Annotated in this window: 20 protein-coding genes; 14 read left to right on the forward strand and 6 right to left on the reverse strand. The window is 63.6% G+C overall.

The window, feature by feature from the left end; translation table 11 throughout:
* Window positions 1-114 precede the first annotated feature (114 nt).
* Entirely contained in the window at window positions 115-273 is a 159-nt protein-coding gene (locus FNF32_RS14995; protein WP_246087881.1) for a transposase domain-containing protein, read from the forward strand.
* A gap of 412 nt (window positions 274-685) precedes the next feature.
* Here FNF32_RS14995 and FNF32_RS15000 read toward each other — a convergent pair whose 3' ends face one another.
* Both FNF32_RS15000 and FNF32_RS15005 read right to left on the reverse strand, forming a co-directional pair.
* Window positions 686-3,412, reverse strand: coding sequence for a TrlF family AAA-like ATPase (locus FNF32_RS15000; RefSeq protein WP_185961987.1), 2,727 nt, complete (start codon window positions 3,410-3,412; stop codon window positions 686-688).
* A 4-nt stretch (window positions 3,413-3,416) separates the two neighbouring features.
* The gene (locus FNF32_RS15005; protein WP_143796718.1) at window positions 3,417-8,273 is read right to left on the reverse strand and encodes a DEAD/DEAH box helicase; all 4,857 of its coding nucleotides are present in this window, start codon (window positions 8,271-8,273) and stop codon (window positions 3,417-3,419) included.
* A 270-nt stretch (window positions 8,274-8,543) separates the two neighbouring features.
* Here FNF32_RS15005 and FNF32_RS15010 point away from each other — a divergent pair, with 270 nt between their 5' ends.
* Complete coding sequence (locus FNF32_RS15010) at window positions 8,544-9,839, forward strand: tyrosine-type recombinase/integrase (RefSeq protein WP_143796731.1); 1,296 nt, start codon at window positions 8,544-8,546, stop codon at window positions 9,837-9,839.
* On the opposite strand, the gene FNF32_RS15015 is transcribed toward FNF32_RS15010, so the two are convergent.
* Window positions 9,802-10,374 carry a hypothetical protein gene (locus FNF32_RS15015; RefSeq protein ID WP_143796719.1) on the reverse strand — a complete coding sequence of 191 codons (573 nt, stop codon included), beginning with the start codon at window positions 10,372-10,374 and terminating at the stop codon, window positions 9,802-9,804. The two genes, FNF32_RS15010 and FNF32_RS15015, sit on opposite strands and share 38 nt — an antisense overlap.
* A gap of 313 nt (window positions 10,375-10,687) precedes the next feature.
* Here FNF32_RS15015 and FNF32_RS15020 point away from each other — a divergent pair, with 313 nt between their 5' ends.
* From FNF32_RS15020 to FNF32_RS15825, 8 genes are all read left to right on the forward strand, one after another.
* Window positions 10,688-10,948, forward strand: coding sequence for a helix-turn-helix transcriptional regulator (locus FNF32_RS15020; RefSeq protein ID WP_246087882.1), 261 nt, complete (start codon window positions 10,688-10,690; stop codon window positions 10,946-10,948).
* On the forward strand, window positions 10,945-11,151 hold the full coding sequence (locus FNF32_RS15385) for a hypothetical protein (protein ID WP_185961989.1): 207 nt from the start codon (window positions 10,945-10,947) through the stop codon (window positions 11,149-11,151). The genes FNF32_RS15020 and FNF32_RS15385 overlap by 4 nt, the downstream gene beginning before the upstream one ends.
* Window positions 11,148-12,029: a helix-turn-helix domain-containing protein gene (locus tag FNF32_RS15025; protein ID WP_185961990.1), complete on the forward strand. Its 882-nt coding sequence runs from the start codon at window positions 11,148-11,150 to the stop codon at window positions 12,027-12,029. The genes FNF32_RS15385 and FNF32_RS15025 overlap by 4 nt, the downstream gene beginning before the upstream one ends.
* A complete protein-coding gene (locus FNF32_RS15030) occupies window positions 12,026-12,514 on the forward strand; it encodes a DUF6362 family protein (protein ID WP_185961991.1) in 489 nt (162 codons plus the stop codon). The genes FNF32_RS15025 and FNF32_RS15030 overlap by 4 nt, the downstream gene beginning before the upstream one ends.
* 327 nt (window positions 12,515-12,841) lie before the next feature.
* Window positions 12,842-14,149: a site-specific DNA-methyltransferase gene (locus FNF32_RS15035; RefSeq protein WP_143796733.1), complete on the forward strand. Its 1,308-nt coding sequence runs from the start codon at window positions 12,842-12,844 to the stop codon at window positions 14,147-14,149.
* Between the two features lie 4 nt (window positions 14,150-14,153).
* Complete coding sequence (locus FNF32_RS15040; protein ID WP_143796721.1) at window positions 14,154-15,146, forward strand: DNA cytosine methyltransferase; 993 nt, start codon at window positions 14,154-14,156, stop codon at window positions 15,144-15,146.
* A gap of 80 nt (window positions 15,147-15,226) precedes the next feature.
* Complete coding sequence (locus FNF32_RS15045; protein ID WP_425467916.1) at window positions 15,227-16,696, forward strand: site-specific DNA-methyltransferase; 1,470 nt, start codon at window positions 15,227-15,229, stop codon at window positions 16,694-16,696.
* A complete protein-coding gene (locus FNF32_RS15825; protein WP_338045739.1) occupies window positions 16,693-17,028 on the forward strand; it encodes a DUF7220 family protein in 336 nt (111 codons plus the stop codon). The genes FNF32_RS15045 and FNF32_RS15825 overlap by 4 nt, the downstream gene beginning before the upstream one ends.
* On the opposite strand, the gene FNF32_RS15055 is transcribed toward FNF32_RS15825, so the two are convergent.
* From FNF32_RS15055 to FNF32_RS15065, 3 genes are read right to left on the reverse strand one after another with little or no spacing between them, the layout of a single operon-like run.
* The gene (locus tag FNF32_RS15055; RefSeq protein WP_085376810.1) at window positions 16,980-17,345 is read right to left on the reverse strand and encodes a hypothetical protein; all 366 of its coding nucleotides are present in this window, start codon (window positions 17,343-17,345) and stop codon (window positions 16,980-16,982) included. The genes FNF32_RS15825 and FNF32_RS15055 overlap by 49 nt on opposite strands.
* A gap of 3 nt (window positions 17,346-17,348) precedes the next feature.
* Window positions 17,349-17,915 carry a DUF3489 domain-containing protein gene (locus tag FNF32_RS15060; protein WP_085376811.1) on the reverse strand — a complete coding sequence of 189 codons (567 nt, stop codon included), beginning with the start codon at window positions 17,913-17,915 and terminating at the stop codon, window positions 17,349-17,351.
* A complete protein-coding gene (locus FNF32_RS15065; RefSeq protein WP_143796722.1) occupies window positions 17,912-18,163 on the reverse strand; it encodes a hypothetical protein in 252 nt (83 codons plus the stop codon). Before FNF32_RS15065 ends, FNF32_RS15060 begins: the two co-directional genes overlap by 4 nt.
* Before the next feature lie 147 nt (window positions 18,164-18,310).
* On the opposite strand from FNF32_RS15065, the gene FNF32_RS15070 reads away from it, so the two are divergent.
* The 4 genes from FNF32_RS15070 (at window position 18,311) to FNF32_RS15085 (ending at window position 22,798) form a co-directional block, all read left to right on the forward strand.
* A complete protein-coding gene (locus FNF32_RS15070) occupies window positions 18,311-18,916 on the forward strand; it encodes an elements of external origin (protein WP_085376813.1) in 606 nt (201 codons plus the stop codon).
* A 161-nt stretch (window positions 18,917-19,077) separates the two neighbouring features.
* Window positions 19,078-21,063 (forward strand): phage terminase large subunit family protein, encoded by a 1,986-nt coding sequence (locus tag FNF32_RS15075; protein WP_246087883.1) that lies wholly within the window; start codon window positions 19,078-19,080, stop codon window positions 21,061-21,063.
* Window positions 21,063-21,266: a phage head-tail joining protein gene (locus FNF32_RS15080; RefSeq protein ID WP_036707016.1), complete on the forward strand. Its 204-nt coding sequence runs from the start codon at window positions 21,063-21,065 to the stop codon at window positions 21,264-21,266. The genes FNF32_RS15075 and FNF32_RS15080 overlap by 1 nt, the downstream gene beginning before the upstream one ends.
* A gap of 2 nt (window positions 21,267-21,268) precedes the next feature.
* Window positions 21,269-22,798: a phage portal protein gene (locus FNF32_RS15085; RefSeq protein WP_085376814.1), complete on the forward strand. Its 1,530-nt coding sequence runs from the start codon at window positions 21,269-21,271 to the stop codon at window positions 22,796-22,798.
* The last annotated feature ends 7 nt before the right edge of the window (window positions 22,799-22,805 follow it).

Consider the following 22,805-nt stretch of genomic DNA (forward strand, 5'->3'; position numbering starts at 1 on the left):
CCAGAGCCCCATCGCCTTCGAGCGAAAGGCCCGCGAAGTGAGCTAAACGCTCTCCACAAAAGCCGGGCAAGTCCACTCTTCGCCGGTAACGAGGTTGGCGCAGAGAACTGGGCCATGCTCGCCTCGCTGGTCGCAACCTGCAAGATGTCCGGCGTGAACCCGGTCGACTACATCGCCGACACCCTTCGCGCGATCCTCGACGGCCACCCGAAAAGCGCCATCGAGGACCTCATGCCCTGGCGCTTCAACCAGCCGTCAAGCATCGCCGCATAGGGCAACGACCTCGCGCTTACCGAGGACCTCATGCCCTGGCGCTTCAACCAGCCGTCAAGCATCGCCGCATAGGGCAACGACCTCGCGCTTACGGTGTTGATGTGGAATTTGGACATGCGAAAACCCCGCGGTGAGGCGGGGTGTAATAGTTTATTAGTGCGATAGAATTTGGTTGCGGGGGCAGGATTTGAACCTGCGACCTTCAGGTTATGAGGCTATGTTATTGATATTACACAATTCTTTTGAAATCAAGCGCTTACACCACAACCTCCTGTTAACGCGAATCTTAATTCCAGCATTGGCCGACTTTCATCGGGTTCCACCGTGCGGGAAAGCTGCTCAAAGAGCGTTCACCTGTTGAGTTGGTGTTGAGTCGAAACCGAAGCCCTCGGGTGACCTAACGCTCCGATCTCTAGAAACCGTACTTTGTTCGACGTGTTGTGAATGCCTGCTCGCCACCCTCTAGTAAATCCTTGATGAGTTGTTGAACCGACGCCTTATCAATCGAGCCGCAGTCCTCATCGAAAATCTTGGTCCGGTCACCGGCGTCCTCAACTGTTGGCGTCAGTCCTATGATCTGATCGGCATCGCCAAGCACCGGTATGTTCGGGTTGTGGCTGGAGAAGATAAACTGTCTTCGCTTCTTGCCGGTGCGCATGATCGGAACCACCCGGCCAGCGATGAACTGGTTGTCCAAGTCATCTTCCGGCTGGTCGATGATTAAAGGAGCTTCGGCATCCAATAATAGCAGCAAGAGAACCGCCGTGGCCTTTTGCCCAGCCGACAGGTTTTCGAGCCTCTTCCAGTTGTCGCTTCCTTCGCGCCCAACATTCAGTTCGATCAGCGCTTCAGGTGGGATCCGACACTCTTCCACTTCTAGGGCGAGGGTCTCACCAGCATCGGCGATCTTTTTTGCGCTGGCCTCTGTGAAACCATATTCGGTCATCAGGGCGTCGGCCCCGTCACGGATTCGCTCTGCAAGCTTCGACAAAGATAGCGCCTGGACCTCCTCAAGCTTGCCAAACGCCTGACTAATGTTACCATCAACGTGCTTGCGGAAGACCTCCCGCAGCGGCTCTATTGTTGAACTCGGCTGAATAATGGCTTTGACAGTGCCCGTCAGTTTCTTAGAAACGCGTTTCGCCGCCTTCTCTAGCTCGGTGTAGGCGCGGGTATCAGCCTTTTCCCATTGATCTATGATCCCCTGCCTTGTTCGGCGCAGCGATGCCAGTTCATCTTCAAGGCCCTGCTTTTCAGCCTGCTTAGGCTCTAGGCGCGCAACCTGATCATCGAGACTGACATATTCGTCGGGGTTATGCCCTTCCTCCGCCAGTTTGGCCTTAAGGTCTTCAAAACGCTTGTTCGCCGTGTCCCGCAACGGCTCCCAATTGCTTCTGATAGCTGCGAGCTCCACCTCAGCGGCCTTGTGAGCTGAGGCCAAGGCATCTGATGCCGAGCGTAGGGCGAAGTCTATGTCCTGAACGATCTTTTGGAGTGGCTCTAAGGTCGAGCGATGAGGGAGCTTTTGATCGACTTCATTCGGCAGAACGGATTCTGTCCCGTCTCGCGACGGTCGTAATCTCTTTGACTGGCCCTCAAGCTCCGTTAAAATATCGGAAACTTTCTCAATCAATCGAGCTTCGGCTTGAACTGCGGTCTTTTCCTCGGCGTGTTCTTTGAGGTTTGTTGCTTGGAACCTCCTGAGTTTCTCGCGAAGGCCGGGCAACGCGGCTAAAGCTTCGTCCAACTCCTCGATCTTTCGACGCTTGTCCGCAATGCCACCGCGCGACTCTCTAAGGCGCGAGCGCAGGCTATCCATCTCAACATTCACGTGATCATCGTCACCGACAAACCGCTTCAATATCTCCGCGAGCTTGGCTCTATCTCGCGTCAGCTCTGAGATTTCGTGCTGCCCATAGACCTCAAGTCCCGGAACTAGGTCCATCGGCTTGAGGTCTTGAATAATATCCCCGCTCTGATCTTTCACGCGCGCGTCCTGCCCATAGACACGTTCGACTAGATAGTAGCCAGGCGAGGGTCTTGGAGAATACAAAAGGACAGCGACACTGGCTTTTTGCCCCATCAGCTCCTTCATCATCGCTTTGTGCGTGGCCGATGCATCCTTGCCTTTTGGTTCCAGTCCGAATGCGTAACGGATACTCTCGACAATAGTGGATTTTCCCGCGCCGCGACCACCGATCAGAACGTTCAAGCCAGCGTTCAGGGCGACTGATTGCTCTGACAGCAAACCGCGATCCCAAGACAAGGCAACTATTCTTGTGTAGTCGGCGGGAACTCCGTCCGAGTTGAGCAAAATGCGCCCCTCCGCATCGAGGAACGCCTGCTTCAAGCCTTCAATGGATATGTCCGTCATCTTTACAAGACATGTCGCGCTATCCTTCGCGAAATCCTCAGGCTTTGTAACATCAGCAGCGTTTACGAATGCGATGGGTCGGCTGCGCCGATAGTCGGCGTTCTTGTTTTCGCATATCTGATTAAGCCCGTTCGGGACATCCTTGATCGGACCCGGTATCGCCGCTGCCAAATGATGATCGGATTTCCATGCGTTTATGCGGGAAGCACCGCTAAGCGTCTTAAGCATGCCGGCGGCCAAGGTGACATGCGCAGATATTGTAATGCCGCCGCGCTCCTGGACGAGCCGCATCAACTGCTCGCATGTTTTGTTCGATATTGGAGATTCCGCCTTGGGGTCGCGAACGTCGCATGCGCCAATCAGCGTGTTCATCTCAGAAGCGGTGGTCTCGGGCGGGAATAAACAAAGGATATGCACACCCTCAGACGAGTTAGCCTCAAAGCCCGGAAAAACCGTGATGCCGTCGGCTTGAAGACGCTTGGCCAACGACACCGATCCATCATAGCGAAAGTGATCAGTAATCGCGACGATCTGAACGCCGCTATCGCGGCAGGCTTTGGCCATCGCGTCGTTGTAGTCGCTCTCTGACGAAAATCCTGTGTCCTTTGCATGGCGCTGACCATACTCATAAGGGTTCACTTGAAAGGCGCAGCGGTAAAACCGGCTTCCGCTCGGTTTTCGCAGCGCTGTGGCTATCCCTTTGGGGGTCGCAGCATGAGCAATCAGGGTTTCAAGGCTTGGAGGGTGTTGGTGAGCCAGTTCCATCGTGTCAATCAATCTCCAGCTCGGGCAGCCCATTCACGATCTTCATCGTCTCGAGGCTCACAGTGATGACGCGCTGGAACAGCTCCAGGGGGTAGCGGGGGTTGCCGACGGTCTCGTTGGCGTAGTCGTTGGCGTCGTTGGTGATGCCGCTGGCTGGGTCGGTTTTGACCACCTGGCGCTCCATCACCCAGTCGAGGGCGGGTTTGCCGTTCACGACGTAGTCCCAAGCCTCGAGGGGGATGTTCTGCATGGTGATGCGGTCGTTGTAGATGACGGTGGTGCGGTCCTTGGTCTTGCCCTTGCCGCCGAGCATCATCTTTTTCACGCGGTAGAACTTCACGGGGTCGGCCTGCGCCTCGGGGATCAGGCGGTGGTCGCCTTCCTTGAAGGTGACCATGTAGGGTTCAACGCTTTCGAAGTTCACATGCAGGTGGCCGAGGGCGCGGCCGGCGTCGCGGAAGGCGGCGAAGTCGGCAAAGTCCTTCACCGCCGGGATGCGGGGCAGTTGCTTGGCGAGGTTGTTCTTGAACCGCTCGCGGTAGTCGGGCGAATGCAGCAGGCCGTAGATGTAATAGAACAGGTCTTCCTTGCTGATCTCTTCGCCCGGATAGGCGGCTTGAAAATGCGCGAGTCCTTCGTCGGTGATGGCATCGCGGCGGGTGAGACCACTGGCCTGAGCGCCCGATGCGGCGAAGAATCCGTCATCGGGTTGGGTGTCTTCGTAGAGATAGAGGGGGAAGCACTTGCTCTTTTCGATCAAGTCATAGTTGGGCATTGCGTTGACGCAAAGTGCAGAAAACCCGCTTCTAGCACCCTTGCCCGATAAGCAAATTATCGGCGTTCCATCAGGAATAGCGGCGAACCCCCCAGCCCGTTCAATGACTTGACTGTCATAGTATAAATTCGTTTTTTCAAATGGCCGATACATCGCGTGCCGTGTCTTATCGGCTTTGAACGTTAGCCGAGCGCCACGTTCAAATGCCCTCTCCAGATCGGCGGACCATTTTATGCGTTTGGGATCACGGTCTACATCTTTGAGTGCATCACACCTGTCTAGTTCTGAATTGAAAGCGTTCATAGTTTGCTGAACAATCACGTAAAGTTTCTCACGGGAGGAGCCGTAAACCCACATGTCCCTTGCTGTTGAAACGCCGTTTGTCAGGGCTTCAAACACCTTTATGGTTTCGGAGGAACGTGAGCCAATTTCGATGAATTGATCAAAACTGCCGTCAACTTGATCCAGCCAGTCGTTCCGTTCATCGGGCGTTATGCTGATCCAGCCATGCGTTTGAGCGATACCGTCAATGGAACCCAAATCTCTAATAATAGCGCGTTTTTCCTTGGTGGTAAAATCAGGGCCAATGTCGTGGAAGTGAATATTCCCGCCATCGTCGCGCTTAGGGTTCTTGACCAAAACGGCGATTGCAATGCCTGTCATACTTCCAGACGCGAAGACATTTTCACCCTCGCGCGCAGCGCCCTTCGACAGCATGTTCTTTCGGACATCGCCTCTCAAGTGAAAGATATATAGATCGCTAAATTCTTCGGCGAGGCATTTTCGCATTCCGTCCGCGTAGCCGCGCTCAATCCAAGCACTACCCGCTACAAAGGCCATAACCCCTGAATCCCCAATTCGATCTGACGCCCAACGGAATGCTCTGATGTAGCTGTTGTAAAGTTGGTTCATAAGTTTTGCGGAGGACGATACAGCGTAGCTGCTTCGTATCGCCTTATCCAGTTGAGAATATTCGATATTGGCGGCATCATCATTTGCACTTTCCTGCCCACCAGAATACGGCGGGTTGCCCATGACCACCCGGATATCCAGCGCCTTCTGCTTGGCGCGGCGTTCCGAGTTGTCGGGCAGGAGGTTGGCGACCATATCGCGCTCCTGCTCATACATCTGGAAGGTGTCTGTCAGCAGGATGCCGGTGAAGGGGTGATAGGGCGCATCGGCCTTCAGCCCACCTTGGCTCAGTTCGTGATAGACGGTCTCGATGTTCACGGCGGCGATGTAATAGGCCAGCAGCACGATTTCATTGGCGTGAATCTCGTGCTTGTATTTGTGCTCAAGCTCATCAGGCGCGATCAGGCCCGATTGCAGCAACCGGGTGATGAAGGTGCCGGTGCCGGTGAAAGGGTCGAGGATATGCACGCCCTTTGAGCCCAGCGTCTGGCCGAACTGCGCCTTCAGCACGTCGTTCACCGAGTGGATGATGAAATCCACCACCTCGACCGGGGTATAGACGATGCCGAGGCGCTGGGTCAGGCGCGGGAAGGCGTTGCGGAAAAAGCGGTCGTAAAGCTCGGTGATCAGGGCCTGGCGACCATGGGCGGTCTTGATGCCCTGGGCCCGGCGAGCGACGCTGGCATAGAACTTGTCCAGGCTTTCCGCTTCCTTGGCGAGGTTGTGTTCGTGCAGCTGGCCGAGCACCGTCTCCATGGCGCGGGAGACGGGGTTAGCTTCGGTGAACTTGCTGTCCTTGAACAGCGCATCAAAGACCGGCTTGGTGATCAGGTGCTGGGCCAGCATCTCGATCGCGTCGGCCTCGGAGATTTCGGGGTTCAGGTCGTCGTGCAGCTCATCCAGGAAGGCGCGGAAGGCGGTCTGTTCCGGGCCGGGCTTGGCGGTGATGGCGGTGATGCGGGTGATATGGGCCTGGGCGATCTTGGCGATGTCCTTGGCCCAGCTGTCCCAGTAATCGCGGGTGCCGCATTTTTCGACGATCTTCGCCATGATGGCCCGGGTGAACTCGTCAAAGACGAAACTGCCCTGTTCGGGGCCGAGATCGGTGATGGTTGGGTCGCGGCCTTCCTGGCCGATATTGGCACCGGCTTTTTCCGCGCGGGTCTTGTTGATGTTGATGTCGTCGACCACGGCGGTCAGCTCGCGCAGCTCGGATTCGGACGAGATGCGCACCAGCTCGACCTTGTCGCTGATATCCTCGCCCAGCTTGGCCTGGTTGATGCGGGCGTCGAGGCGTTCGTCATGGGCGCGCAAGGCGTTCAGGATCTGCCAGACGACCTGATAGCGTTCATTGTCCTTCAGCGCCTCTTCGGGGGTGGTGTCGGGCGGGATGGCGACGGGCAGGATGACATAGCCCATCTTCTTGCCCTCAGCCCGGCGCATGACGCGGCCGACCGATTGCACCACGTCGATCTGGCTTTTGCGCGGGTGCATGAACATGATCGCGTCCAGCGCGGGCACGTCCACGCCCTCAGACAGCACGCGGGCATTGGTCAGGATGCGGCAGGTATCCTCGCCCGCATCGGCCTTGAGCCAGTTCAGCATCTCATCGCGGGCGGTGGCGTTGAAGGTGCCGTCGATATGGCGGACCTCGGTCGTCAGGTGGCGGGCATCGTCAATCAGTTCGCTGCCGGTATATTCATCGACGACCTTGGTGAACTCATCCTCGATGATCTTCGACTTGGCGATGGTCTGGCAGAAGGCCAGCGCGCGGCGCATCGGACGCGGATCGAAGGCCAGGTCTTCGACCAGGTCAGCTTTGGTCAGCGCCTTATAGCAGCCGATGATCTTCGTCGCGTCATCGAGAGTCAGCTCCGGCCCGTCCTTGAGGCGGTTCTGGATGGTGGTCGAGATCAGCCCTTCGTCGACCGCAAGCACCACGACCTTGTAATCGGTCAGCAGGTTGTTCTCGACCGCCCAGCCAAAGCCCCGGTGGAACAGATCCTTGCCGAACTTGTCCTCGTCATCCATCGAGGCCAGTTCGGCATCGTGGTCATCCGCCTTGCGCCGGGCGGCATCGCCGAAGATGCGCGGCGTCGCGGTCATGTAGAGGCGCTTTTTCGCCGCCACATGGTCGTTGCTGTGGATGCGCACGAAGGTGCTGTCGTCTTCGTCCTTCAGCGTGACGCCGGTGGTGCGATGCGCTTCGTCGCAGATCACCAGATCGAATTCCGGCAGGCCATGGTTTTTCTGTGCGCGGGTCAGCACGTCGATCGAGTGATAGGTCGAGAACACCACGGTCATGCGGTTGGGCGGCGCAGCGGCAACCTGCTGCGCGAGCCTCTGCGGATCGGTCGTCGCCGGGAAGGCCAGATCATGGACGTTCAGATCGAGGCTGTCGGCATCGGCATTGCGCCCGATCCTCACATCGGAGCAGGCCGAAAACGCGGTGAACTCCTGCTGGCGGTCATTGCTCCATTCGCGCACGGTCTGCGACATCAGCGCCAATGATGGCACCATGAACAGCACCCGCTTGCCCGGACCCGCCAGGGCTTCGGCGATCCGCAGCCCGGTGAAGGTCTTGCCAGTGCCGCAAGCCATGATCAGCTTGCCGCGATCGGCTTCCGCCAGCCCCTCGGTCACGGCCTTCAGGGCATCGCGCTGGTGCGGACGCAGCTGTTTCTTCGGGGCGAGGCTGACGGTGCCGGTGCGCAGGAACTGCGACCAGTCGATGCGGCTGGCCTCCAGCTCGCTGATGCTGATGCGGTTCCAGTCTTTCGACAGCTTGTCGAGCGTCCCGCTGGCGTTCTTGCCGAATTCCTTCTGCGTGGTGTCGGCAATGATCAGCCGCGTAAACAGATCATTGGAGGCGGCCGAGATGAAGCTGTCGATATCGGGCTTCTGAATCGTGTGATTGGGCGCATAGAATTTGCACTGGATCGCAGCATAACCCGAGCCATCGGCCAGCGTCGCCACCAGGTCGATGCCGGTGTCGGCCTTGCTCCAGCCCTGTTCCTTCGCCCATTGGGCAAAAGGCACAACGGCGGAATAGTATTGCTTTTGCGCATCGTCGTTTTCCAGATAAACGCGAACGACCCGCTCAAAGTAATCGCCCTTCTCGCGCTCGGACCGGGCAGCCTGGCGGTAGGAATCCAACAAATCACGCAACTGCATCAGTACCGCCTGTCCCGGAACAAGGTTTTCTTTTTATCATCAGGCGCTCGAGGGCCTGAAACAGAACCTAGCCGCCCGTTGCGGTTGAATCCATATGCAACTGACCGATTCCCTCCCGTCCTCCGCCCCCCGATGCCCCCCTTCCACCCGACCGGCGCGGATTGTGCCCTTCCGGCGCCGGTCCGCGCCTGTCTTCCGGTCTGCGAATCATCTCGTTGATAAGCCGGCGCTTCTACGCCTGTGTCGGAGCGGAAAACGGAGTGCAGGGCATTGCGAAACAGAGAAAGACTGACGGAAAAACTGGTCCGGGCGGCTGAGCCGCGGTCGAAGGCATGGCAGATTTTCGACAGCGATGTGCTGGGGCTGTCGATCTGCATCTATCCATCCGGCGGGCGCAGCTTCATGTTCGACTACCGCGCGGCCGGGCGGCAGCGGCGGCTGACCATCGGGCGCTGGCCGGAATGGAACGTCACCGCCGCGCGCGAGCGCGCCAAGGCGCTGCGCCGCGATGTCGATGGCGGGCTGGATCCGCTGGCCGAGCGTGAGGAAATCCGCGAGGCGCCGCGCTTTCCCGACCTGGTCGAGCGATACCTGCGCGAACATGCCGCGCATCTGGCGCCGCGCAATGCCGCCGATCAGGCATCCATGCTGCACAAGCTGATCATGCCGCATTGGAAGCACCGGCTGGTGGCTGAGATCGAGCCGGCGGATGTCGAGAAGGTGCTGAACCTGATTGCCGAGGGGCGTTCGCGCCCGGCCAAGAAGAAACCCAAGACCAAGCGCCGCACCCCGCTGAGGCCGCCAAGGCCCACGCCGGTGCGGGCCAATCGCGCCGGTGAGATGCTGCGCCGGGTCTTCAACCTTGCCATCGCATGGCGGATGCGCCCCGACAATCCGGCGGTCGGTTTCCGCCGCCGCGTCGAGACCGAGCGCGAGCGGTTCCTCGACATGGAGGAGATCGCCCGGCTCAGCGAGGCGCTGGGCGGGGCCGAGGACCAGCGCGGCGCCAGCATCATCCGCATGTGCATGCTGACCGGGGCGCGGTTGGGCGAGGTCCGGACGTCGCGCTTCGAGCATTTCGATCTGGAGCGCAACACATGGGTGAAGCCCGCCGCCAATACCAAGCAGCGCCGCATTCACCGCGTCCCGATCTCGGCCGAGACGGCGGCCTTGGTGCGCACGCGGCTTTCCGCCGTGCCGGTCGGTTGCAACTGGTTGTTTCCGGGCGATGTCGAGGGCAAGGACCAGCCGGTGCAGGAGATTCGCCGCTTCTGGAAGAGCATTCAGGATCAGGCCGGGTTGCCCGGGGTGCGGGTTCACGATCTGCGCCACACCTTCGCCTCGCTGCTGGTCAGCGGCGGGGCCTCGCTGGAGATGATCGGCAAGCTGCTGGGCCATTCGCAATCCAGCACCACCATGCGCTATGCGCATCTGATGGATTCGCCGCTGCGCGCCGGCGTCGATGCAGTGGCCGACATGATGCGGATACGGCCGAGGCTCGTGCATTCCGCACCCTCGGCCGAGGAGGTCACGCCTCCGCGTGCAGCATCCGCAGGATCGGGCTGACCCGCTTGCGGACTGTGCTTTCGTCAGGCGCATCACCATCCGTGCTGTTGGCAATGAACCAGTCCAGCATCTCGCCCACGAGATCGCCCTGTTTCTCGGGCAGGCCGTTCTGGAAGATGCGCAGAATCAGGGCTCCATAAAAGCCTTCCCAATCATAGCTCTTGGTCGGGTTGGAGTTGACCCGGCGAAACACCCCGTGCTCCTCCTCGAAACGCGCCAGCGTGCCGGCCTGAATCAACAGGTCGTCGCGGGTGACCCGCAGCCCGGCATCGGGCAGCGGGATGTGTTTCCACTCGCCGCCGCCCGGCATGCGGACGCGGCGGATCACCCCTTCGCGCGGGCCGGTGCCGGAGCGGCGAAACATCGCCAGAATATCGCCCGGCGCAATCACCACCAGGTCCGAGATGATCTCGGCCCCAAAACGCGTGGGCGGGATCGCGATGGTGATATCCAACTGACCGGACATGGCCCATTCGGCGATATCGGCAATATGGCAGCTCCAGCGGGCAGCGGCTTCGGGCAGCGTGTAGATCACGCGGTTTGGCAGAGCCATCGTGTATTTCCTGAATTGTTGGCTTTTCTGAAAGGCGTGCCTTTCAGGCCAATGCCTCTGACAGGTCCGCACGCATGGGTTGATTAGGCGCTTGGGCGCACCACCGCCGACCCGTCTCTTGGAGGCCGGCATGCCGGTGCGGACGACGTTCCCCCCTGCCCCACGGAATGCCCGCAAACCCCATGAAACATGGGACCGGCGCACATCCGGCGCTTCCGGCGCCGGTCCGCGCCGCGCCGCCGGTCCTCCGCCTGTGCTCTCGCTTGCCCCACAACCACGGGGAAAGGACCGGATGATGACCGATCAGACCATGATCACCGCCGAGACCGGCGCAATCGCCCATGAAGGGCTGCTGGATGACTGGATGCCGCGCAAGGAACTGGCCGGCATCATCGGCATCAGCGCCGACACGCTGAAGCGCTGGGAGACCCGCCGCATCGGCCCGCCCTGCATCCGCATTGGGCGCAAGGTGCTCTATCGGCGCGGTGCGGTGCGCGACTGGCTGCTGGAGCAGGAGACCCGCAAGACCGCCGGTCGCGGGAGGGCGGCGCGATGAGCGGCGGCAGTGATGACGGCCGCCGGCCCATCGCATGGGCCATCGTCTTCGCGCTGATGCTGATCATGCTCCTGCTTCTCGCCGGGCTGCTGATCTGGGCGCTGGTTGCGGCCGTGGACTGGGAGGCGGTGCTGCGCTTCATCGCGCCCACCGCCTTCGAGACCCGGTCGATCGAGGAAATCCTCGAGGGAGGCCGGCGATGAGCAATCTGATCTCGGCCTCGGTGCAGCGCCGCCTCGTCGGCTCGGCGACGCGCAAATCGGTGCTCGGCTACATGGCCGACAAGGCCGCCGATGACGGCAGCGGCATCTGGACCTCGAAGGCCAATATCGCCCGCGATCTCGAACTGTCGCGACGCGCCGTGCAGCTGGCGATCCAGGAGCTGATCCGCGACGGGCTGATCACCGAGACCGGCCAGCGCGACTGCAAACACGGCTTCACGGTGGAATATTCCATCGTGATCGAGGCTGTGGATAACCTGCCCTCGACCCGTGAACCACGTTCACCCCGTGAATCTGATGCACGGGTAACCCGTGAATCTGGTTCACATGACCCCGTGAACCAGATTCACCCGAACCATCCTTATAAAGATACTACTACGCCCCCAGCCAAAGATGCGGCTGTGGATAACTCCGACCCGCAGACCCGATGCCTGGCCGTCGCCGGCCCCGGCCTCTGCCCCGCCTCACGCGCCGAGATCATCAAAACCGCCGAGGTGATCGAGGGCTGGTTGCGGGAGGGCATCGACCTCGAGGCCGACATCCTGCCGGTGATCCGGGCGCGCACGCCCAGCATCCGCATCAGCCCGATCCGGACCTGGGGCTATTTCACCGACGCGGTGCGGGCGGCCCATCGGCAGCGCCTGCGCCAGCCGGCAAGGCCGCAAGGCGCAGAGAAAGACAGCGCCCCGGCCAACCCGCAGCTGCGCTTCTATGCCGACTGGGTGAACGCGGATCGCTATCTGCCCGCCAGCGCCATCAGCAACAGCGTCGCGCTGGCCTTGCTGGAGGCCGGGCTGACCAGCGCCGAGCGGCTGTCGCTGCGCGGTGTCCCCGTCCCCACCCGAAAGGAGCGCCGATGATCACCCCCCGCGAGATCGAGGACCGCTTCGAGGAAGCCGCGCTGACCCTGAAGCGTCTGCCGAACCCGCCCGGCTCCGGCGCGCGCGGCTATGGCCGCTCCTGGCCGGATTACGTCCACGAGGCCAGGCATGCCTATGGCTACGAGGAGGCGCGGATGCGGGTGATTCCGAACCCTCGCGAGATCCAGCGCATGGAGGAGGCGCTGGAATGGCTAGCACTGATCGGCGGCGAGTCCGAGCAGGCGGTAATCGACAACCGTCGCATCGTCTGGATGCGGGCCGAGGGCCACCGCTGGAAGCAGATTTGCCGCACGGTGGGCTGCGTGCGTTCGACCGCCTGGCGGCGCTGGACGGCGGCGCTGGTAACTATTGCCAACCGGTTGAATAAACAGCGGAAAACCAGCCGTCGCCCGCACAGCGTCAAAGCCACCGGGGATGAGGGAGGCGCAAAGCGGGGCGACGAGGGCGCGAAGGGGCCGCCGTAAAGGCGCGAAAGGGTCGAACTTAGGGCGCGACAAAAGCCGGCGATACGGGCCATATTCATCCCAAGATCGGGGCGAAAGCCGCCCTGCGGCCGCCTCCCCCCGGCCATGGTTCCTCCGCAGCGGCAACGCTATGCGGGGGGCATGCGCGCGCTAGTCCTCTAGCGTCAAAGGATTTTTCTGGGTTTCCACCCGTCGGTTGCCACTTTGGGTTGCCACGGTTGCCGCCCCCTCCGCCGTCCCTCGGACATTCGCCTGTCCGTCACTTTGGACCCGCCTGCCCTGTCGCAGCGGGTCTTTTCTTTTGGAGTTCGCCCTTTGCAGATCGAGATGATGCCGACCGGGCAGCTGGTGCCCTATGCGCGCAATGCCCGCACGCATTCGGACGATCAGGTTGCCCAGATCGCCGCCTCGATCACGGAATTCGGCTTCACCAACCCGATCCTGATCGGCGAGGACGGCGTGATCATCGCCGGCCACGGGAGGCTGATGGCGGCACAGCGGCTGGGGCTTTCCGAGGTGCCGGTGATCGTGCTGGCGCACCTGAACGCAGCGCAGCGCCGGGCGCTGGTTGTCGCGGACAACAAGATCGCGTTGAACGCTGGCTGGGACACCGTGATCCTGCTCGAACAGATCGAACTGATCCGCGCGGACGGGTTCGACATCGATCTGGTCGGCTTCTCGGATGTCGAACTCGGCGAATTGCTCGCGGAAATCGAGGCACCGGAGACGGCCGGCGCCATCGATGGCGAGGATGACATCCCCGAGCCGCCGGCCGAGCCGGTCTCGCGCCCCGGCGATCTGTGGATCCTCGGGCCCCACCGGCTGCTCTGCGGCGACAGCACCGTGGCGACGGATGTCGAGCGGGTGCTGGCCGGGGTCACGCCGCTCCTGATGGTCACCGATCCGCCCTATGGCGTCGAATACGACCCCTCCTGGCGCAATCAGGCCGGGGCCTCCGCGACGAAGCGCACCGGTAAGGTGCTCAACGACGACCGCGCCGACTGGCGCGAGGCATGGGCGCTGTTTCCGGGCGATGTGGCCTATGTCTGGCATGGCGCCCTGCACGCGACCACGGTCGCCGACAGCCTGATCGCCAGCGGCTTCAATATCCGCTCGCAGATCATCTGGGCCAAGGACCGGCTGATCCTCAGCCGCGGCGATTATCATTGGCAGCACGAGCCTTGCTGGTATGCCGTTCGCGCCAGGGGCAAGGGCCATTGGGCCGGCGACCGCAAGCAGACCACGCTCTGGCACATCACCAGCCGCGATCAGGATGCCGAGACCGTGCACGGCACGCAAAAGCCTGTCGAATGCATGCGCCGCCCCCTCCTGAACAACTCCAGCCCCGGTCAGGCGATCTATGAACCCTTCATGGGTTCCGGCACCACCATGATCGCCGCCGAGACCACCGGCCGCACCTGCCTCGGCATCGAGCTGAACCCGGCCTATGTCGATGTCGCCGTGGAGCGTTGGCAGAACCTCACCGGCGGCGCAGCGGTGCTGGAGGGCGATGGACGGTCTTTTGCGGAGGTTGCCGGGGAGCGGTCGGGCACCAATCCCGTCGCGCCCACCGCGCCCGCCAGCGACCCCGATCCCCAGCCGAAACCCGCGCGCAAGCGCAGGACCGCCGCGTGAGGCCATGCATGACCTGGTTGTATCTTCCGCCGGCCTGCCTGCCGGCGCCGGTAGCGCCTGCCTCTTCGGCCTGTCCCTCTGTGCTGGTGCCGGTGGCCTCGATATCGGGCTTGCCATTGCCTGCCCCCGATATCGAACTGTGGGTTACGTCGAGCGGGACGCCTTCGCCGCGTCCATTATCGTGGCGCGGATGGAAGACGCGGCCCTGGATCACGCGCCTCTCTGGGACGACATTGCCAGCTTCGACGGCCGCCCATGGCGCGGCGCGGTGGATATCGTCACTGCCGGATATCCGTGCCAGCCGTTCAGCGTGGCGGGCAAGCGCCGGGGCGCCGACGATCCCCGCCACCTCTGGCCCCATGTCGCCCGCATCATCGACGAGGTTGAGCCGCCCTTCGTCTTCCTCGAAAATGTCGCCCATCATCTCCGCCTCGGCTTCCCCGAAGTCGCCGCAGGACTGGTCGGCTTGGGCTACAGGCTTGCGGCAGGCCTCTTCACGGCGGCGGAAGTCGGTGCGCCCCATCGGCGCGAGCGGCTGTTCATCCTCGCCATCCGCGAGGGGGACGAGCTGGCCGACCCCGCGCGCCTGCTCCGGGATCCGCTCGAGCGGCGGCAACCGGACGGAAATGCTGCGCCTCTGGCCCACGCCGATGGCGACGGATGGATGCAAACCGAGCGCCGGCAACCGCCGGGCGGCCGATCTGACCCACGCGGGCGCCCTGTGGATGACGCCGACGGCACGCGACCACAAGGACGGGGCGACGAGCCTGGCGAACACGCCGGTCAATGGCCTGCTTGGCCGCCAGGTCCTTGTGACACCGATGGCTGGCGAGACTTTCTGCGACACGCCCCGGACATTGAACCCGCTATTCGTCGAGGCGCTGATGGGCTGGCCCACCGGGTGGACCGGCTTCGCCTCTGTGGCAACGGCGTGGTGCCCCTGGCTGCAGCGTATGCGCTCAGAACTCTCGCAGCTCAGCTGCTGGCCGATGGGTGAGGCCGCGTGATGCAAACCAGGATGATGATGCCGGCAGAGCAGATCGGCGGGGTGACGTTTCCCGAATGGGATGCGTCACAATGGGCGCAAGAGTTCGCTGCGACGGACTGGAAGAAGGTTACCGCGGACATGAAGCCGATCATGGACCGTTTGAAGGCGATGGGCGCCCTCGAGCCGGATTTCGAACTGTGATGCAGGTTGAGCTGATCGCGGTCGACAACCTGACCCCCTACGCCCGCAATGCCCGCACCCATTCGCCGGATCAGATCGCCCAGATCGCCGCCTCGATTGCAGAGTTCGGCTTCACCAACCCGATCCTGATCGGTGAGGACAGCGTGATCATCGCCGGTCACGGGCGGCTGATGGCCGCGCAGCGCCTCGGGCTGGCCGAGGTGCCGGTGATCCGGCTGGCGCATCTGAGCGCGGTTCAGCGGCGGGCGCTGGTCATTGCCGACAACCGCATCGCCGAGAACGCGGGTTGGGATGAGGAACTGTTGCGATCCGAGCTGACAGCGCTGCAGGGGCTGGATTTCGACCTCGATCTGGTCGGATTCTCGGATGACGAGCTGGCCGATCTGCTCGGAGACGCCGAGGCATCGGGTTTCGGCGCCGTTCCGGAAGAAGAAGAGGACGGCATCCCTGACCTGCCAGAGGATCCTGTCACTCGCCCCGGCGATATCTGGATCCTTGGCGATCACCGGCTGTTGTGCGGCGACAGCACGGATGCGGCGGCGGTCGCGCGGCTGATGGACGGGCAGCGCGCCACGCTCCTCTTCACCTCGCCGCCTTATGGCCAGCAGCGCGATTACGGCGCGGCGAAGGAGAAGGTCAGCGATTGGGACCGGCTGATGCAGGGCGTGTTCGCGGCGGCGCCGGTGAGCGAGGATGCGCAGCTGCTGGTCAATCTCGGGCTGGTGCATCGCGACAGCGAATGGATTCCATATTGGGACGCATGGATCCAGTGGATGCGGACGCAGGGCTGGCGCCGCTTCGGCTGGTATGTCTGGGATCAGGGGCCCGGCCTGCCCGGCGACTGGAACGGGCGCTATGCCCCGGCGCATGAGTTCGTCTTCCATTTCAATCGGGTGCCACGGCGGCCTAACAAGACGGTGGAGAGCAAGCATGCCGGCGAGGTGCTGGGCGGCGGCGGGTTGCGCGCGGCCGATGGCACGGTGAGCGCCAAGCACGGCGCCGGCAACGCGATCCAAAGCCACCGCATCCCCGACAGCGTGATCCGGGTGATGCGCCACAAGGGCGCTATTGCCGGCGGCGCGCATCCGGCGGTGTTCCCGGTCAGGCTTGCCGAGGAGATGATCGCCGCCTGGAGCGATCCGGGCGATCTGCTCTATGAGCCGTTCACCGGCTCCGGGTCGCAACTGATCGCGGCGACGAACCTCGGGCGCATCTGTTTCGGGATGGAACTGGACCCGGCCTATTGCGACGTCGCGGTGCGGCGCTGGCAGCTGATGACGGGCGAGACCGCCACCCATGCAGAGACCGGCGCGAGCTTCGAGGCAGAGACTGCGACGCGCAAGGCGCTGGCGGCATGAAACAGTCGCGCGCGATGTCGATGGTCGAGGCTATCGCCAACGTTGCCGTCGGCTTCTGGGTCGCGGTTACAGTGCAGGCGCTGGTGTTTCCGCTGTTCGGGTTTCACGCCGCACCGGCACAGCATCTCGCCATCGGCGCCATCTTCACCGGCGTATCGCTGATCCGCTCCTTCGCCCTGCGGCGGCTGTTCGAGGCGATCCGCCAACAGGCAGTGCGAAGAGGATCGGCGCATTCCCCCGACCCGCATCCGGTTTGCGACCATATGACAGACGATGGCCTGTGTCAGTCCATGGGCGAGCTCAGGGCACTGATGGCGTCCTGTTCCGCCTGATGGCGCGGGGCGGCGTCAGGCGGATCGCGCCGCGCGGCAAGAATCGCCACGAACAGCGCCCGGCAGGCGGCTGCCAGTTCATCGGCCCCTGCTGCGTCGAGATCGACATCATGGATGGCGCGGGCCTCGCCCAGATCGGTGATGCCATAAATGGTGGCGAACTCGGCCTCCGCCGGTGCGCAGGTGGCGATGAATGCCTCATCGGCGCCCGCTTCCGCATCGTTGCGGCAGAACCGGATGTCGATGCTCTCAACGCATTCGCGCCGGGCGAATTCGCCCAAGGTCTCGTGCTCCGGCAGGCAATTGAAGGAAATCATGGCTCAGCCCTCCGTGGCGATGCGGTAAACGGTCCCGCGTCCGTCGATTCTCTCTGCGGCAATGGTCAGCCCGAGCCGCTTTTTCAGGGCCCCGGAAATGGCGCCGCGCACAGTGTGGGGTTGCCACGAAAGGGCGGCCGCCGCCTCTGCAACACTCGCGCCCTCGGGTCGCTGCAGCAGCGCGATCAACGCCGCCTGTTTGGTGCCGGCGCGGGTGGTCGCGGGCCTTTGGGCCTCGGGAGCAACCGCAGCGGCCGCTTCCCGCTCCATCCGCCCGCGCCTTGCCCCGGCGATGGCGCCCGCCACCAGCGGCTCGATGCCGACGGCGGCCAGCCCGGCCTCGGTGGCAAGCAGCGTGGTGCCATGACCATCGCCGGTCTCGCGCCAGAGCGGCTCGCTGCGGCGAATATTGGCCTCGACCTCCTCGACGAGGCCCTTGGCAAGCAGCGCCTCCACCACCTTGGCGGCGGCACCACCGCGCAGGCTGTCGGGCAAGGGAAGCGCCAGATTGCCGGGGCGCGCGGCGGCACGGCTGAGGATCAGGCTCTGGGTTTCGGAAAGCGGGATCATCGCGCATGCTCCCCTTCGCCAAAAGCGCTGTCGGTGATCTGGCGCAGAAGGCTGGCATAATGCTCCAGCGTGCCGACATGGCCCCAGTTCACCGCGTCGGGGCTGGCGTTGAAATGATCGTCGCTCAGCGCGGCGAGGCGGGCGAGCATGGTGTCGATCTCGGTCTTCTTGCCAAGGAAAGCGGTGAGCGCGGCGCCGCTGTTGCGGTGGGCTTTCTCGGCGCGGGTGGTGGTGATGGCCATGGTCATGGGGTGCTCTCCGGCGTCTGAACTGCATCGTTTTCGTGCCATCAGAATCGCTCACCACAGGCCGGAAGTGTAGCATAATCGCAGCAATATCATTGCTTTATGTAATCTGCCCAGATGCTTGGGCGCAAGCCGGAAGGGTCACGCGGAATGGGCATGTCGCGCCGTCAATATGCGGCGCATCGCGGCGTCAGCCACACGGCGGTGGGCAAGGCAATCTCCTCGGGGCGCATCAGTCTCGAGCCGGATGGCAGCATCGATCCGGTGACGGCCGACCGGCAATGGGACGCGCAGACCGACCCGGCCAAGCAGCGCGGCGCTCATGCGCGGGCGCTGGGGACCGCCACGGCGGCCGGCACCGCCCGCGCCAGCGCCGCGACCAGGCCGGTGCCGCGCGCCGCCATCGAGTCGGTGGGCGAGACCCTGCGCGAGGCCGGCGCCGATCCCGATCCCGGCACGGGCGGCGAAGTGTCGTTCCTGCGCGCGCGGATGGCCAATGAGGTGCTGAAGGCGCAAACCGCCAAGGTCAAGCTCGCCAGGATGAAGGGCGAGCTGGTCGACCGGGCGCGCACCACCACCATGGTCTTCGATCTGGCCCGGCGCGAACGCGACGCCTGGCAGAACTGGCCGGCCCGGGTGGCCGCCAACATGGCCGCCGATCTGGGCGTCGATGTCCATCGGATGGAGCAGGTTCTGGACAATTATTTGCGCCAGCACCTGGCCGATCTTGCGGAGGTGAAGATTGACTTACGATGAATGGCGCGCCGAGGCGCGGCGCCGGCAGGCGTTCGGCCTGCTGATCGACAGGACAATGGCGCGGATCAGAGCGAGGAAAGCCCGCGAGCAACGGGATGCGGATGCGGAAGGCGCCGGGGCCGTTCTCTGCGCGATCCGGCAGGCGCGAGGGGAGACGATCCGTGGCGCTGGCTGATTTCGAGGGCGCCGAGGATATCCGCAATGCCTGGCTGGCTGGTCTGGCGCCGGACCCGGCGCTGACGGTCAGCCAATGGGCGGATCGGCACCGGATCCTGTCCTCGCGCGCAGCAAGCGAGGCCGGCCCCTATCGCACCGCCCGCACGCCCTTCATGCGGGCGATCATGGATGCGCTGTCGCCGGCCAGCCCGGCGCGACGGGTGGTATTCCAGAAGGCCGCGCAGGTGGGCGCGACCGAAGGCGGCAACAACTGGGTCGGCTTCTGCATCCACCGCGCGCCGGGGCCGTTTCTGGCGGTCCAGCCGACCGTCGATCTGGCAAAACGCCTGTCGCAGCAGCGGATCGACCCGCTGATCGAGGAAAGCCCGGAGCTGCGGGCGCTGGTGATGCCGTCGCGATCGAAGGACAGCGGCAATACCATTCTCGGCAAGCGGTTTCCCGGTGGGCAGTTGATCCTGACCGGCGCGAACAGCGCCGTGGGCCTGCGCTCGATGCCGGCGCGCTGGGTGTTTCTGGACGAGGTGGACGCCTATCCGGGCGATCTCGATGGCGAGGGCGATCCCATCGCGCTGGCCGAGGCGCGCACGATCAGCTTCGGGCATCGGAGCAAGCTGTTTCTGGCCTCGACCCCGACCGTGAAGGGCCTCTCGCGCATCGAGCGGGAATACGAGCTGTCGGATCAGCAGCGATACCATGTCCCCTGCCCGCATTGCGGCGGCCTGCAATGGCTGAAGTTCGAACGCCTGCGCTGGCAGTCGGGCCGGCCGGAAACCACGCGTTATGTCTGCGAACACTGCGATCAGCCCATCGCCGAGCGCCACAAGACCGAGATGATGGACGAGGCGAAAGGCGCGACATGGCTGCCCACCGCCGAGCCGGAGATGCTGGAGCGGGCGCGGGCGGCGGGGATCGTTGGATATCACATCAGCGGCCTCTATTCGCCGCTGGGCTGGCTCAGCTGGTCGAAGATCGCGCAGGATTGGGAGCAGGCGGTCGGTAACGAGTCCGCGCTGAAGACGCTGAAGAACACGGTGCTGGGTGAGACCTGGCAGGAACGCGGCGAGGCCCCGGACTGGCAGCGCCTTTATGAGCGGCGCGAGGATTGGCATCTGGGGGAGGTGCCGCAGCGCGCGCTGATCCTGACGGCCGGCGCGGATGTGCAGCGCGACCGGATCGAGATCGACGTCTGGGGCTGGGGCGAGAACCTTGAATCCTGGCTGGTCGATCATGTGGTGCTGGAAGGCGACACGGCCCGCGAGGAGGTCTGGGACGATCTGACCGGGTTTCTGGCCGAGACCTGGCCCCATGCCGGCGGCGCGCGCATGGCGTTGGCGCGGCTGGCGATCGACACCGGCGACGGCGCGACCACCGATGCGGTCTATGGCTGGTGCCGCAAGATGGGCCACGGCCAGGTAATCGCGATCAAGGGCGTCGGCGGCTTTGACCGCTCCACCCCGGTGGACGGCCCGAGCTATGTCGATGTGACCGAGGGCGGGCGCAAGTTTCGCCGCGGGGTGCGGCTGTGGAAGGTCGCCGGCGCGGTGTTCAAATCCGAGACCTATCGCCTGCTACGCCTCGCCGCGCCCACCGACGAGGACATCGCCGACGGCAGCGGCTGGCCGGCCGGCTTCGTCCACATCCCGAAAGGGACCACGGCGGAATGGACCAAGCAGCTGACCGCCGAGCAGTTGATGACCATCAAGACCCGCCAGGGCTTCCAGAAGCTGGAATGGCAGCAGACCCGCGACCGCAACGAGGCGCTGGACTGCCGGGTCTATGCCCGCGCCTGCGCCTGGCTGATGGGCGTGGATCGCTGGGACGGCGCCAAATGGGACGATCTGCGCGCGCAGCTCATGCCCGGCACGAGTGATGCGCGCCCGGCCGGGCAACCGCATCGTCAACCGTTGAAACCGCCGCCGCCCCGCCCGTCGGGCTGGCTGGGCAAGAGACAAAGAGGAAGCTGGTTCTGATGGCCTGGACCGAGAGTGAACTTGACGCGCTGCGCCGGGCCTATGCCTCGGGCACCCTGCGGGTCAGCTATGATGGAAAGACCCTTGAATACGGCTCGGCCGCCGATCTGCTGAGCCGCATCCGCACCATCGAGGGCGAAATGGCAGCCGGATCGGGCCGTCCCTTGCCCGTGGCGGGCTTTGCCGGTTTCCATAGGGGCTGACCATGGCAGGACCGAAGGAGATCACCCCGGACGTGCGCTGGGGGCTGATGGATGCTGCCTTGTCGGTGGTTTCGCCACGCTCTGCCGCCCGGCGCTATGCCGCGCGGGTGGCGATTTCAAACCTGCGGCGTGGCTATGAGGCCGCCTCAAGGGGGCGTGGAACGGCAGGCTGGAAAGTCGGTGGAACGGCGGCGGATGCGGAAATCGCTGCGGCCGGGGCCACGCTGCGCGACCGCATGCGCGATCTGGTGCGCAACAACCCCATCGCCGCGCAGGCGGTGCAGGTGCTGGTCAACAATATCGTCGGCACCGGCATCCGGCCCCGCGCCGCGACCCCCGATCCGGCGCTGAACAGACAGGTCGACGATCTGTGGCGGCGCTGGGCCGCCCGTTGCGACGATCATGGGCACACGGATTTCCATGGGGTTCTCTGCCTCGCCGTGCGCGAGATGATCGAGGGCGGCGAGGTCTTCGCGGTGGCCCGCTATCGTCGTGGCGCACACGCGCGTGATCTGCGTTTGCGCATCGAGCTGCGCGAGGCCGATCACCTCGACAGCGCACGCTTTGACAACCGCGCCGATGGGACCCGGATCAGCCAGGGGATCGAGACCGACCGGGATGGCCGGCGCGTCGCCTACTGGATGTTTCCGGATCATCCCGGTCACAACGACCCCATTGTCAACCACCGCCTGGAATCGGTGCGCCTCAGGGCGCAGGACGTGGCGCATCTGTTTGAACGCCAGCGGGTCCAGAGCCGGGGCGTGCCCTGGGGCACCCCGGCCATGCGGGCGATCCGCGATGTCGACGACTGGCAGACCGCGGAACTGGTGCGCAAGAAAACCGAAGCCTGTCTGGTCGGCATCGTTTTCGGCGCGGATGAGGATCAGCAATCCATCGCCCCGGTGATCGAGGACGGGATGGGCAACCGGGTCGAGCAGTTCGAGCCGGGCCTGATCGCCTATGCCCGCGGCGGCAAGGACATCAAGTTCAACCAACCGGCCTCGACGGCTGGCGTCTATGAATGGCACCGGACCCAGCTTCACATCATCGCCGCCGGCTTCCGGGTACCCTATGCGATGATGACCGGTGATCTGTCGCAGGCCAACTTCTCGTCCACCCGTGCGGGCCTGAACGAATTCCGCCGCATGGTCGAGCAGATCCAGTGGCAGACCGTGATCCCGATGTTCTGCGAGCCGATCTGGCGCTGGTTCATCAAGGAGGCACAGTCGCAGGGCCTGCTGCCGGATGGCGTCGAGATTCTTGCGGAATGGGGGCCGCCGAAGTTCGAGAGTGTCAATCCGCTGCAGGACGTGCAGGCCGATCTGCTGGAGGTGCGCTCCGGCTTCTCGACCCTGCCGCAACAGATCGCGCGGCGGGGATATGACCCTGAGGAAATCCTCAGCGAATGGGCCGATTTCGCCAGGAAGGCCGATGCCGCTGGCCTCGTCTTCGACAGCGACCCGCGCAAGGTCAGCAAGGCTGGCCTTGTCCAGACCACCGACCCGACCGCGCCCCCCAGCGGCGATAACTGACGGAGAC

It is taken from the genome of Paracoccus marinus (assembly GCF_007018965.1).
GTDB classification, from domain to species: domain Bacteria; phylum Pseudomonadota; class Alphaproteobacteria; order Rhodobacterales; family Rhodobacteraceae; genus Paracoccus; species Paracoccus marinus.